This is a genomic window from Pelomonas sp. Root1217 (assembly GCF_001425705.1).
Taxonomy (GTDB): domain Bacteria; phylum Pseudomonadota; class Gammaproteobacteria; order Burkholderiales; family Burkholderiaceae_C; genus Pelomonas.
Map to the genome: position 1 here is coordinate 223,849 of NZ_LMDC01000012.1, position 13,454 is coordinate 237,302.

Here is a 13,454-nt window from a genome sequence, read left to right on the forward strand (position 1 = left end):
ACGATGAAGAAGCAACTGCTCGCCAAGGTGGTCGCGCTGGGGGCGACCCTGGCCCTGGGCGCCAGCGCCCTGGCCGCCGACATCAAGCTGGTGGTCAACCCCGACCAGCCCGGCCCCGTCATCCACCGCAACATCTACGGCCAGTTCGCCGAGCACCTGGGCACCGGCATCTACGAGGGCATGTGGGTCGGTCCCGACTCCAAGATCCCCAACGTGCGCGGCTGGCGCAAGGACGTCGTCGCGGCGCTCAAGGAGCTCAAGGTGCCGCTGGTGCGCTGGCCCGGCGGCTGCTTCGCCGACGAATACCACTGGCGCGAAGGCATCGGCCCGCGCAAGCAACGCCCGGTCAAGGTCAACAGCAACTGGGGCGGTGTGCCCGAGGACAACGCGGTTGGCACGCACGAGTTCTTCGACCTCGTCGAGCAGATCGGCGCCGAGGCCTACGTCAACGGCAACCTGGGCACCGGCAGCGCGCAGGAAATGTCCGAATGGCTGGAGTACATGACGGCCGAGGGCAAGTCTTCGCTGGCCGAGCTGCGCCGCAAGAACGGCCGTGACAAGCCCTTCCGCGTGCACTACTTCGCCGTCGGCAACGAGACCTGGGGCTGTGGCGGCAACATGCGCCCCGAGTACTACGCCGACCAGTTCCGCCAGGTCGCCTCCTTCCTGAGGGCACCCGGCCACAACCGGCCCATCATCATCGCCAGCGGCGGCAACGGCATGCAGACCGAGTGGACCGACGTGCTCAGCAAGGGCGTGCCGGGCGTCAACGCGATCTCCCACCACGCCTACACCCTGCCCACCGGCAACTGGGAAAAGAAGGGCGCGGCCATCGGCTTCCCCGAGAGCGAATGGATCTCGACGCTGGGCAACGTCCAGCAGATCGAGCAGATGATCGCCAAGAACTCGGCCGTCCTCGACAAGAACGACCCCAGCAAGAAGATCGGCTTCTACTTCGACGAGTGGGGCAGCTGGTATGACGCGGACCCCGGCACCAACCCCGGCTTCCTGGTCCAGCGCAACACGCTGCGCGACGCGCTGCTCGCGGCCCTGCACTTCAACGTCTTCCACGCCCATGCCGACCGCGTGCAGATGACCAATATCGCGCAGATGGTCAACGTGCTGCAGGCCATGATCCAGACGACCAAGGACAAGCTGGTCCTGACGCCGACCTACCACGCCTTCGCGCTGTACACGCCCTTCCAGGACGCGACCTCGCTGCCCGCCAAGATCGAGAACAACCCGGTCTACAAGGTCGGCGCGGCCGAGATGCCGGGCCTGAGCGTGACGGCCGCGCGGGCCAAGGACGGCAAGCTCTACGTCGGCCTGGTCAACGCCAACCCCAACCAGCCCGCCGAGCTGAGCGTGCAGGTCGGCGCCGGTGCAGCCAAGGCCGCGCGCGGCAAGCTGCTGACCGCCGCCGCGATGGATGCGCAAAACGAACTGGGCAAGGCGCCGCTGGTCACGCCGCAGGCCTATGAGGCGCAGGCCGTCGGCGGCAAGCTCACGCTGAAGCTGCCTGCCAAGTCCGTCCTGGTCGTCGCCATCGAAGGCTGAGCCATGAGCGCCCCCAAGCGACGCGAGTTCCTCGCGGGCGCAGCCGTGCTCACCTTGACGGCCTGCGGCGGGGGCGGCGGCGACTCGCCGGCGCCTTCGCCTGCACCGACGCCGGCACCCGCTCCGCCTCCCGCACCTGCACCCGCGCCCGCGCCGGCCCCAGCGCCTGCGCCTTCGCAGGCACCGGTGAGCTTCGCCAACGTCGCCGTGCATGACCCCTCGGTCATCCGCACCGACGGCACCTTCTACGTCTTCGGCTCCCATCTCGCCGCGGCCAAGACGACGGACCTGATGAACTGGACCAAAGTGGCCGATGGCGTCAACGACGCCAACGCGCTGTTCGGCAACAAGGTCACGACGGCCCTGGCGGATACCTTCGCCTGGGCCCAGGTCACCGACCTGTGGGCGCCCGACGTCGCAAGGCTCGACGACGGCAAGTTCTACATGTATTACTGCGCCTGCAAGGGCGACTCTCCGCGTTCGGCGCTGGGCGTGGCCGTGGCCGACAAGGTGGACGGCCCCTACGTCAACAAGCAGATCCTGCTGAAATCGGGCATGTGGGGGCTGCCCAGCGAGGACGGCACGGTCTATGACGCGACCGTCCACCCCAACGTCGTCGACCCCCAGGTGTTCAAGGACGCAACGGGCAAGCTGTGGATGATCTACGGCTCCTACTCGGGCGGCCTGTTCATCCTGCAGCTGAACGCGACGACCGGCCTGCCGCTGCCGGGCCAGGGCTACGGCAGGCACCTGATGGGCGGCAACCATGCGCGCATTGAAGGGGCCTACGTTCTCTACAGCCCGCAGAGCCAGTACTACTACCTGTTCACGTCCTTCGGCGGCCTGGATGCGGCCGGCGGCTACAACGTCCGCGTGACGCGGTCCCTGCAACCCGATGGGCCCTACGTGGATGGTGCCGGCACCGACATGGCCACCGTCAAGGGTGCGGCCGGCACGGTCTTTGACGACGCCAGCATCACGCCGCACGGCATGAAGCTGATGGGCGGCCACCAGTTCGCCAACGCGGCCGGCGAGACCGGCACGGCGCTGGGCTATGTCTCGCCGGGCCACAACTCGGCCTACCACGACGCGGCCACCGGTCAGTACTTCATCATCTTTCACACGCGCTTCCCTGGCACCGGCGAGGTCCACGAGGTGCGGGTGCACGAGATGCATCTGAACGAGGACGGCTGGCTCGTCGTCGCGCCGCTGCGCTACGCGCCGCTGAGCCTGGCCACGCCGGCGCAGACGGCCGACGTCAGCGCCGCGCAGGCGGCCGGCAACTACAAGCTCGTCAACCATGGCAAGGACATCACGGCAGTGAGCAAGACTTCGATCAACGTCACGCTGAACGCCGATGGCACGCTCGGCGGCGGCATGACAGGCAACTGGATGCACAAGGGCAGCAACAAACTGAGTGTGGTGAGCGGCGGAGCGACCTATGCCGGCGTACTGTCCCGGCAATGGAACACCAACTCCAGCGCATTCGTCGTGACCTTCAGCGCGCTGTCCTCCGGCGGCGTGTCGCTGTGGGCGGTTCGCACAGGGAGCTCGCAATGAAACGCCTTCTCGCCATCTTCGCCCTCGCGCTGTGTGCCCACGGCGCGCATGCGGCGACGCAAGCCTTTGCGCTGGATCGTGTACGTCTACAGGACGGGCCGTTCCTCGACGCGCAGAGCACCGACCTGCGCTACCTGATGGCGCTCGACCCCGAGCGCCTGCTGGCGCCCTTCCGCCGCGAGGCCGGCCTGCCGGTGCCTACGCCCAGCTACGGCAATTGGGAGTCCCACGGCCTGGACGGTCACATGGGCGGCCACTATGTTTCAGCGCTGGCGCTGATGTGGGCCTCCACCGGCGACGCTGAGGTCAAGAAGCGACTGGACTACTTCATCGCCGAACTCAAGCGCTGCCAGGAGAAGCTCGGCAACGGCTACATCGGCGGCGTTCCCGACGGCGCCAAGGCTTGGGGCCAGGTGGCCGCGGGCGAGCTCAAGGTCGAAAGCTTCGGACTCAACGGGCGCTGGGTGCCCTGGTACAACCTCCACAAGACGTTCGCCGGCCTGCGCGACGCCTGGGTGCACGCCGGCAATGCCGACGCCAAGGCCATGCTCGTGCGCCTGAGCGACTGGGCGCTGCGCCTGACCACGCCGCTGAGCGACGCGCAGATGCAGGACATGTTGCGCGCCGAGCACGGCGGCATGAACGAGGTGCTGGCCGACGTGGCCGAGATGACCGGCGACCTGCGCTACCTGGCGCTGGCGCGGCGCTTCTCGCACCGGGCCATCCTGCAGCCGCTCGCGGCCGGCCAGGACAAGCTCACCGGCCTGCATGCCAACACGCAGATCCCCAAGGTCATCGGCTTTGCGCGCATCGCGCAGCAGGCTGGCGAGGACGAGGGCTGGCGCGCGGCGGAGTTCTTCTGGCGCACCGTCGTCGAAAAGCGCAGCGTGGCGATCGGCGGCAACAGCGTCAAGGAGCACTTCCATCCGGCCGACGACTTCAAGCCGATGCTCGACGCGGTGGAAGGCCCCGAGACCTGCAACAGCTACAACATGCTCAAGCTGACCGCGCTGCTGGCGCAGGCCCGGCCGAAGCAGGGCGCGGGAACGGGCAAGTACGCCGACTACTACGAGCGCACGCTCTACAACCACATCCTCGCGTCCCAGCACCCGGGCGATGGCGGCTTGGTCTACTTCACGCCGATGCGGCCGCAGCACTACCGCGTCTACTCCAAGGTGGACGACAGCATGTGGTGCTGCGTGGGCTCCGGCATCGAGAGCCACGCGCGTCACGGCGAGTTCATCTACGCGCATGAGGGCGACGACGCACTGGTCGTCAACCTCTTCGTCGCCTCCAAGCTGGACTGGCGCGAGCGCGGCATCAAGCTCACGCAGTCCACCCGGTTCCCCGACGAGTCGCGCACGCGGCTGACGGTGGACGGCGCCGGCAGCTTCGCGCTCAAGGTTCGCTACCCCGGTTGGGTCGCGCCCGGCGCGCTGAGGGTCAAGCTGAACGGCAACCCCGTCAAGGTGACGGCCAAGCCCGGCGACTATGTCGAACTGCGCCGCGACTGGAAGGCCGGCGACCGGGTCGACATCGAGCTGCCCATGCGCACGACGCTGGAGCCCATGCCCGGCCTGAAGAACTACGTCGCCGTGCTGCACGGCCCCATCGTGCTGGCCGCCAAGACGCCGCAGCCGGGCGAGACGCTGAACTTCATGGCCGACAGCGCGCGTGGGGACCAAGTCCCGGCCGGCGCCGTTTGCCCGCAGGACAGCGCGCCGGTGTTCGTCAGCGACAAGGCCGACTTCATCCGCCGCTTCAAGCCCGTGCCCGGCCAGCCGCTCACCTTTACCGCGCCCGACCTCATCCAGGGTGGCAAGGACGCGGACAAGCTGCAGCTCATCCCCTTCTTCCGCCTGCACGACTCGCGTTACATGGTCTATTGGGCGCGGTCCACGCCGGCCCAGCAGAGCCTGATGCGTGCCGAGCTGGCCAAGGCCGAGGAAGAGCGCCTGGCGCTGGACGCGCAGACCATCGACCAGGTCGCCCCGGGCGAGCAGCAGCCCGAGTCCGACCACAGCTTCCAGGGCGAGGGCGCCGAAACCGGCATCGCGCCGGCCGGCCGCTGGCGGCATGCGAAGCAGTGGTTCGGCTACACGCTGAACGACCCGCAGGCACAGGGCCGGCTGCTGCGCCTGATGCTGGCCAGCGGCGATGCGGGCCGGCGCTTTGACGTGGTCGTCAACGGCCGTGTCGTCGCCGAGCTGGCGCTGGCCTCCGAAGCCCAGCCGCTGTATGCCCGCGAAGTGCCACTGCCGCCCGATCTCGTCGCTGCCGCAGGCGGCAAGCTGGAGGTGCGCTTCGTTGCCAAGCCGGGTTCCCTCGCCGGTGGCCTCTACGGCCTGAGGCTGTTGCGTTGACTGATGGCAGCGGCGCAATGTTGCTGCTCATGGACAAGCGCCTGGCCTTGCGTTGTTGGCACCACGTTCGCGGCGCAGATGCCGCGAACCTCACACATAAGCGCCCGCAAGCGCAGTTTCACTCACGGACCATCCTGCCCATGACCTCGAACATTCCATCGCACAGCGCCGCCATGCCCATCGTGCAACGCCGCTTCCGCCTCTCCCGCCTGGTGTCGCTGGTTGCGCTGATCGCCCCGCTGGCGATGGCGCAGACCACCGTCAGGATCGACCTCACCAAGCCTGGCCTGCCGGTCAGCCCGACCCTGTACGGTTTGATGACCGAGGAGATCAACTTCTCCTACGACGGCGGCCTGTATGCGGAACTGGTGCGCAACCGCGCCTTCAAGAATCACGGCTACACGCCGGAACACTGGTCGCTGGTGCAGGACGCCGGCGGCAGCGCCGCGATGGCGCTCGACGAGCGTTACCCGGTCGCCGGCACTGCCCTGACGACCAGTCTGCGGATCGACGCCGAGAACGCTTCGCCGGGTCACCGTGTCGGTATCGCCAATGCGGGCTACTGGGGCATCCCTGTCACGCCGAACACCAGCTACCGCGCCAGCTTCTACGCCAAGACGTCCGGCGCCGCCGGCGTGCCGCTGACCATTAGCATTGAAGGCGTCGACGGCAAGACCGTCTACGCGCAGGCCGAAGGCGGCCGCATCGACGGTCAATGGAAGCGCTATAGCGTCACCCTCACCACCGGTGCGAACGTCAAGCCGACCGCCGAAGCGCGCCTGGTGCTTGCCACCGAAAGCCCGGGCAAGGTGTGGTTCAACCTTGTGTCGCTGTTCCCGCCGACCCACAAGGACCGGCCGAACGGCCTGCGGCCCGACCTGATGCAAAAGATGATCGACATGAAGCCGGGCTTCCTGCGCTTTCCCGGCGGGAACTATGTCGAAGGCGGCAGCGTGACGAACCGCTTCAAGTGGAAGGAAACGCTGGGCCCGATCGACCAGCGTCCAGGCAATCCCGGCACCTGGGGCTACCGCTCCACCGACGGCATGGGGCTGCTCGAATTTCTGCTGTGGTGCGAGGACATGAAGGCCGAGCCGGTGCTGGCGGTGTTCGCCGGCTACGCGCTCAACGGCGAGTCCGTCCCGGTCGGCAAGGAACTGCAGCCCTTCGTCCAGGACGCGCTTGACGAGATCGAATATGTGACCGGCGACGTGAGCACGAAGTGGGGCGCCAAGCGCGCCAAGGACGGCCATCCGGCGCCGTTCAAGCTGCGCTATGTCGAGATCGGCAACGAGGATGGCTTCGAGAAGAACAAGACCTACGACGGCCGCTACACCCAGTTCCACGACGCCATCAAGAAGAAGTACCCGAAGATCAAGCTGATCTCCACCGTCAACGGCAAGGACTGGTTGGGCCAGCAACAGAAGGTGTCCAGCCGGGTGCCCGACCTGGTCGACGAGCATTACTACTACAGCCCGATGAAGATGATGAACGACGCCGCGCGCTACGACAGTTATGCGCGCAGCGGGCCGAAGGTCTTCATCGGCGAATGGGCCGGGCACGAAGGCTCGCCGACCACCAACCTGCACGCCGCACTGGCCGATGCCGCCTTCATGGCCGGCATGGAGCGCAATGCCGACATCATCGAGATGGCTTGCTACGCGCCGCTGTTTGTGAACGTGAACCCGGGCGGCATGCAGTGGCAGCACAACCTGATCGGCTACAACGCGCAGTCCAGCTACGGCTCGCCGTCGTACTACGCGCAAAAGATGTTCAGCAACTACCTGGGCAATGTGTCGCTGCCGGTGCAGGCCGAGAAGGTCAGCATGCAAACCTGGCAGGAGGAGGCCAAGAAGGAGACGCCGCAGGACGTGCCGCCGGCCAGGCAGGTGCCGACGATGTTCTTCTCGGCGACCAAGTCGGACCAGCGCGGCGAGATCTACCTGAAGGTCGTCAACGCGATCGGCAACGCGCAGACGGTGCAGGTCGACCTGGCCGGCGCCGCCAAGGTGGCGGCCGAAGGCGAGGCCATCGTACTGAGCTCGGCGCACAAGGAAGACACCAACACCATCACCGAGCCGACCAAGGTGGTGCCGGTGACGAGCAAGGCGAGCGGGCTCGGCAAGCAGTTCAGCTATAGCTTCGCGCCGTATTCTGTGACGGTGCTGGTGCTGTCGACCAAATAGGTCGCCAGTACCGCGTGGACGCGCTGTGTCGGTTCCTTTGTTTACATGGCATTCCGACACAGATGCGGCGACCGCGCCAGGCGCTCGGCCAGAGGTGAGAGACTGGCCCATACCGAAATCGACATGGCTTGACGGAGAAATGTCATTGGTCGCGCATCACTGGCCTTCCTACCATCGGCTGTCACAAGACCTCAGATGGAGACAACCATGAGAATTCTGCGTCGCAGCCTGCTGGCCGCCGCTTTGCTGACCCCCGCGTTCAGTGCCCTCGCCGCCCCGCTCGTCATGGGCTTCTCCCAGGTGGGCGCCGAAAGCGAATGGCGCACGGCCAATTCCGCGTCCATCAAGGCTGCAGCCAAGGAGGCCGGCATCACGCTGAAGTTTGCCGACGCGCAGCAAAAGCAGGAGAACCAGGTCAAGGCCATCCGCAGCTACATCGCGCAGAAGGTCGACGTCATCGCCTTCTCGCCGGTCGTCGAATCCGGCTGGGACACGGTGCTCAAGGAAGCCAAGACGGCCGGCATCCCTGTCATCCTGACCGACCGCGCCGTCAAGGTGGCCGATCCGTCGCTGTACGTGACCTTCATCGGCTCGGACTTCGTCGAAGAAGGCCGCAAGGCGGGCAAGTGGGTCCTGGAGCGGGCGGCCAAGGCGCCGGGCGGCGCCCTGAACATCGTCGAGCTGCAGGGCACCGTGGGCTCGGCCCCGGCCATCGACCGCAAGAAGGGCTTCGAGGAAGCCATCAAGGGCAACCCCAAGCTGCAGATCATCCGTTCGCAGTCGGGCGAGTTCACGCGTGCCAAGGGCAAGGAAGTGATGGAGTCCTTCCTGAAGCAGCGCGACAAGAAGATCGACGTGCTGTTCGCGCACAACGACGACATGGCGATCGGTGCCATCCAGGCGATTGAAGAGGCGGGGCTCAAGCCCGGTCAGGACATCGCCATCGTGTCGATCGACGGCGTGCGCGGTGCCTTCGAAGCGATGAAGGCCGGCAAGCTCAACGTGACCGTCGAATGCAACCCGCTGCTGGGGCCGCAGCTGATGCAGTTGGCCAAGGACGTGGTCGCCAAGAAGCCGGTAGAAAAGCGCATCACCGTGACGGAGGGCGTGTACACGGCGGATCAGGCGGCCAAGGAATTGCCGAACCGGAAGTACTGAGTGAGGACCGAGGACGGGACCTGCGTCCTGTCCGACGCCTCACGAAGGACTCGGCGCCTGCTGGCGCCGAGTCATGAGAACGCGAAACCATGACTCCCCAAAGAACCGCCGAGCCCGTGCTGGAGCTTTCCGGCATCCACAAAGGCTTCCCCGGCGTCAAGGCGCTCAGCGACGTCAGCCTGCGCCTGTTCCCCGGCGAGGTTCATGCGCTGATGGGCCAGAACGGCGCCGGCAAGTCCACGCTCATCAAGGTGCTGACCGGCCTGTACACGCCCGAAGCCGGCGTCATCAGGCTCGGCGGCGAGACCATCGCCCCGCGCCGCACCGAGGACGCCCAGGCACTGGGCATCCAGACCGTCTATCAGGAGGTCAACCTCTGCACCAACCTCAGCGTGGCGGAGAACATCTGTGCCGGTCGCTTCCCGCGCAAATCACTGCTCGGTATGGGCCGCATCGACTGGTCCGCCGTCAACGCCGAAGCCCGGCGCGTGCTCGCGCAGATGGACCTCGACATCGACGTCACCGCGCCGCTGTCGCGCTATTCGCTGTCGGTGCAGCAGATGGTCGCCATCGCGCGTGCGCTGCGGGTGCAGGCGAAGGTGCTCATCCTCGACGAGCCCACGTCCAGCCTGGACGACGCGGCGGTGCAGCGCCTGTTCACCGTGCTGCGCCGCCTGCGCGGCCAGGGGCTGGCCATTCTCTTCGTCACCCACTTCCTCGACCAGACCTATGCGCTGGCCGATCGCATCACGGTCATGCGCAATGGCGAGACCGAGGGCGAGTACCTGGCCAGTGACTTGAGTCGCCTGGCCCTGGTCAACAAGATGGTGGGCGCGCCGCCCGACCAACAGCCCACCCGCCTGGACAGCCGCGCCGCCGAAACCGGTGCCCCTGTGCTGCGCGCTTCGGGGTTGGCTCGCAGCGGAGCGCTGCATCCGCTGGACCTGGAGCTGCGCCGCGGCGAGGTGCTGGGGCTGGCCGGCCTGCTCGGCTCGGGCCGCACCGAGGCCGCGCGGCTGCTGTTCGGCGCCGACACGGCCGACGCCGGCGAGGTGCAAACCGGCGGCCACACCGGCCGCTGGCATTCGCCGCGCCAGGCCATCGCTGCCGGCATCGCCTTCTGCTCGGAAGACCGCAAGCATGAAGGCGCCATCCTCGACCTCTCGGTGCGCGACAACATCCTGCTCGCGCTGCAGGCCAGGGCAGGGCTGCGCCTGGCCATGAGCCACGAGCAACAGCAGGCCCTGGCCGACGACTACATCAAGCGGCTGGGCATCAAGACCGCGAGCGCCGACACGCCTATCGGGCAACTGTCAGGCGGCAACCAGCAAAAGGCCTTGCTGGCGCGCTGGCTGGCCACCGAGCCCACCGTCCTCATCCTCGACGAGCCCACGCGCGGCATCGACGTGCGTGCCAAGGAAGACCTGATGGACGCCGTCCGGGCGCTCGCCCATCGAGAAGATGAGAACGGTCAACTGGGCATGTCCATCCTCTTCATCTCCTCCGAGCTGCCCGAGGTCCTGCATTGCAGTGACCGCGTCCTCGTCATGCGTGACCGCCGCGCTGCCGGCGAATACCGCCGCGGCGAGCTGGACGAGCGCAGCGTGCTCGAGGTCATCGCGGCCGAACCCGCGACTGCCTGAACCTGGCCCCGCCGCCCCTCGCCATGAATCGGACACCGCACGTGAACGAATGCACCCTGCCGCGCCCTGCCGCGATCCTGGCGGCCTTCGTGCTGGCCGCATTGGCGACGCTGCTGCCTGGCCCGGCCCTGGCCGACGCCCCGAACGGCTTCGACGACAAGGGCCAGACGCTGCGCCAGACGCTGGCGCCCGCGCCGCAAGGCTTCGCGTGGATGCGGGTGGCCGGCGGCGTGCAACTGCAGCTCGGGCCCCTGACCCGCAATGTGGTGTTCTACGGCCCTGGCCTTGTGCGCGTGACGGCCCACCTGGGCCAGAGCTACGCCACCCAGCAGAGCCTGGTCGTCGTCACATCGCCCATGGCCGTGCCCTTCGATGTGAAGGAGTCCGCCGACGCGCTGGTGGTCACCAGCACGGGGGTGCGCGTGGACATCGACAAGCGCAGCGGCGCGCTGGCCTTCTACCGGCCCGACGGCAGCGTGCTCACGCGCGAGCAGGCACCCGCCACGCTCAACCGGGTCGAGATCTCGGGCGCGCCGACCTACGAGATGACACAGGCCTTCAGCCTCACGCCCGAGGAGTCGCTCTACGGCCTGGGCCAATACAACGAGCCCTACATGGACTACCGTGGCCGCGACGTGTCCATGGTTCAGACCAATATCGGCATCGTCGTGCCCTTCATGGTCTCGACGCGTCGGTGGGGCCTGCTGTGGGACGTCTACTCCAAGATGCGCTTCACGGATGACGCCAAGGGCGCCCGCTTCTGGGCGGAAAGCGCGCCGGCTGGTGCCGACTATTACTTCGTGGCCGGCACGACGATGGACGACGTGATGGCCGGCTACCGCAAGCTCACCGGTGCGGCGCCGATGTTCCCGAAGAGCGCCTTCGGCCTGTTCATGAGCAAGGAGCGCTACAAGACCCAGCAGCAGTTGCTGGACGTCGCCAAGCGCTTTCGTGCCGACCACTTCCCGCTCGACACCATCGTGCAGGACTGGCAGTACTGGGGGGGCGACAAGGACGGCACCTGGAGCGGCATGACGTGGAACGCCGAGCGCTTCCCTGACCCGCGCGGCATGGTCGACACGTTGCACCGCGAGCTGAACGCCAAGCTGATGGTGTCCATCTGGCCCTCGATCGGCGACGACACCGAACTCGCGCACGAGCTCGACGCCCAGGGCCTGCGCTTTGCGCCCAAGCACTGGATCTCGGGCAAGGCGCAGATCTACGACGCCTTCAGCGCCCAGGGCCGCGCCATCTACTTCAAGCACGTCAAGAAGGGGCTGCTGGACATCGGCGTGGATGCGCTGTGGATGGACGGCACCGAAGTCGAGGTGGGCGGCGCCGCCCACGACCCCGGCGAGGTCGAGGCCGACATCAAGCGCCTGGGCACCAACGCCATGGGCGACTTCACGCGCTACCTCAACGTCTACAGCCTGGTCACCACGCGCGGCGTCTACGAAGGCCAGCGCGCCAGCGGCGACAAACGCGCGATGACGCTGACCCGCTCCGCCTGGGCCGGCCAGCAGCGCTATGCCGCCATGCCGTGGTCGGGCGACACGACGGCCAGCTGGGCCACGCTGCGCGCGCAGATCGCCGGTGGTCTGAACGTCGGCATGGCCGGCCTGCCCTACTGGACGCAGGACACCGGCGGCTTCTTCGTGCCCTACCCGGGCGGCGAGCGCAACGCCGCCTGGCGCGAGCTGTATGCGCGCTGGAACCAGTTCGGCATCTTCAACCCGATCTACCGCATCCACGGCACCGACGTCGAGCGCGAGCCCTACCTGTACAAGACGCTGGACCCGGCCGTCTACCGCTCGCTGCTCAGCGCCGCGCAGCTGCGCTACCGGCTGCTGCCCTATCTGTACGGCCTGGCCTGGCGCGCCCACGAGGAGGGCTACGTGATGATGCGCGGCCTGGCGATGGACTTCCCCGACCAGACCGCGCTGCGCAAGGTCGACGACACCTACATGTTCGGCCCGGCCTTCCTCGTGCAGCCCGTCACGCACTCCACGCTCTATGCCGAAGTGCCGCCCGCCGCCACCATTCCCGCCAGCGCGCTGCGTACGCCTTCCGGCGAGCCGGGGCTGGCGCTGGAGTACTTCGCCGGCATGAATTTCGAGAAGCCGGCCAGCCGCACCGTAGACGGCCCGGTCGCCCACGACTGGCCGCCCGCGCCGCTCGGCAGCGTGCCGCCCGGCTTGCAGAGCCTGAACCAGTTCTCGGCGCGCTGGCAGGGCACCCTCGTCGTGCCCGAATCGGGTGAGTACGAGGTCGGCGTCGAGGGCGACGACGGCTTCCGCCTGTGGCTGGACGACAAGCTCCTGGTCGACGACTGGAAGAACGGCCCCGCACGCTTCGAAGGCAAGCGCGTCATGCTGAACGCCGGCCAGGCCGTCAAGCTGCGCATCGAGTTCTACCAGGACGGCGGCGGCCGCAAGCTGCGCCTGGCCTGGCGCACGCCGAGCCAGCTGCGCACGCTGGCCGACCAGCAACGCCACATCGACAAGCGCCAGGCCACGCTGCTGCCGGCCGGCGCCGCCTGGTTCGACTTCTGGACCGGGCGCCGCCACGCTGGCGGCCAGTCCGTGGCCCGCGAGTACCCGCTGGACCAGTTCCCGCTGTTCGTGCGCGCCGGCAGCATCGTGCCGATGGGCCCGGTCATCGAACACGTCGGCCAGCAGCCCGATGCGCCCATCGAGCTGCGCATCTACCCCGGCGCCGACGCACAGTTCACGCTCTACGAGGATGACGGTGAGACGTACCGTTACGAGAGCGGCGAGCGCGCCACCGTCACGTTGCGCTGGGACGACGCCCGGGGCACATTGCAAGTCGGCGCCCGCGAGGGCCGTTTCCCCGGCCTCGTCCAGCAGCGCCGCTTCAATGTGACGCTGGTCGATGCCGGCGGCCGCAGCACGAAACCGCAGTCCGTCCTCTACCGTGGCGAAGCGACGGCGCTGCAATTCACGACCCCATGAGTTCTCCCACGCTTG

The 13,454-nt window shown here is 67.6% G+C and carries 7 protein-coding genes; all 7 read left to right on the forward strand.

Annotation, left to right across the window (positions count from 1 at the left end):
* The first annotated feature begins 3 nt into the window (after positions 1-3).
* The 7 genes from ASC95_RS09935 to ASC95_RS09965 all read left to right on the forward strand — a co-directional run bounded on the left by ASC95_RS09935 (position 4) and on the right by ASC95_RS09965 (position 13,439).
* Positions 4-1,557 (forward strand): alpha-N-arabinofuranosidase, encoded by a 1,554-nt coding sequence (locus ASC95_RS09935; protein ID WP_057297577.1) that lies wholly within the window; start codon positions 4-6, stop codon positions 1,555-1,557.
* A 3-nt stretch (positions 1,558-1,560) separates the two neighbouring features.
* Positions 1,561-3,117 carry a glycoside hydrolase family 43 protein gene (locus ASC95_RS09940; protein WP_082532317.1) on the forward strand — a complete coding sequence of 519 codons (1,557 nt, stop codon included), beginning with the start codon at positions 1,561-1,563 and terminating at the stop codon, positions 3,115-3,117.
* Complete coding sequence (locus tag ASC95_RS09945; protein WP_057297578.1) at positions 3,114-5,480, forward strand: glycoside hydrolase family 127 protein; 2,367 nt, start codon at positions 3,114-3,116, stop codon at positions 5,478-5,480. Before ASC95_RS09940 ends, ASC95_RS09945 begins: the two co-directional genes overlap by 4 nt.
* A 140-nt stretch (positions 5,481-5,620) precedes the next feature.
* Positions 5,621-7,666 (forward strand): alpha-L-arabinofuranosidase C-terminal domain-containing protein, encoded by a 2,046-nt coding sequence (locus tag ASC95_RS09950; RefSeq protein ID WP_200960118.1) that lies wholly within the window; start codon positions 5,621-5,623, stop codon positions 7,664-7,666.
* A 207-nt stretch (positions 7,667-7,873) separates the two neighbouring features.
* Positions 7,874-8,824, forward strand: a complete 951-nt coding sequence (locus tag ASC95_RS09955; protein ID WP_057298313.1) for an ABC transporter substrate-binding protein — start codon at positions 7,874-7,876, stop codon at positions 8,822-8,824.
* Positions 8,825-8,913: 89 nt separating this feature from the next.
* Complete coding sequence (locus ASC95_RS09960) at positions 8,914-10,467, forward strand: sugar ABC transporter ATP-binding protein (protein ID WP_057297579.1); 1,554 nt, start codon at positions 8,914-8,916, stop codon at positions 10,465-10,467.
* Between the two features lie 41 nt (positions 10,468-10,508).
* Positions 10,509-13,439 (forward strand): TIM-barrel domain-containing protein, encoded by a 2,931-nt coding sequence (locus tag ASC95_RS09965; RefSeq protein ID WP_235537873.1) that lies wholly within the window; start codon positions 10,509-10,511, stop codon positions 13,437-13,439.
* Positions 13,440-13,454: the final 15 nt, after the last annotated feature.

Coding starts and splice junctions, on each gene's coding strand:
- ASC95_RS09940 (WP_082532317.1), top strand. CDS start 1,561: ATGAGCGCCCCCAAGCGACGCGAGTTCCTCGCGGGCGCAGCCGTGCTC.
- ASC95_RS09945 (WP_057297578.1), top strand. CDS start 3,114: ATGAAACGCCTTCTCGCCATCTTCGCCCTCGCGCTGTGTGCCCACGGC.
- ASC95_RS09960 (WP_057297579.1), top strand. CDS start 8,914: ATGACTCCCCAAAGAACCGCCGAGCCCGTGCTGGAGCTTTCCGGCATC.
- ASC95_RS09935 (WP_057297577.1), top strand. CDS start 4: ATGAAGAAGCAACTGCTCGCCAAGGTGGTCGCGCTGGGGGCGACCCTG.
- ASC95_RS09955 (WP_057298313.1), top strand. CDS start 7,874: ATGAGAATTCTGCGTCGCAGCCTGCTGGCCGCCGCTTTGCTGACCCCC.
- ASC95_RS09950 (WP_200960118.1), top strand. CDS start 5,621: ATGACCTCGAACATTCCATCGCACAGCGCCGCCATGCCCATCGTGCAA.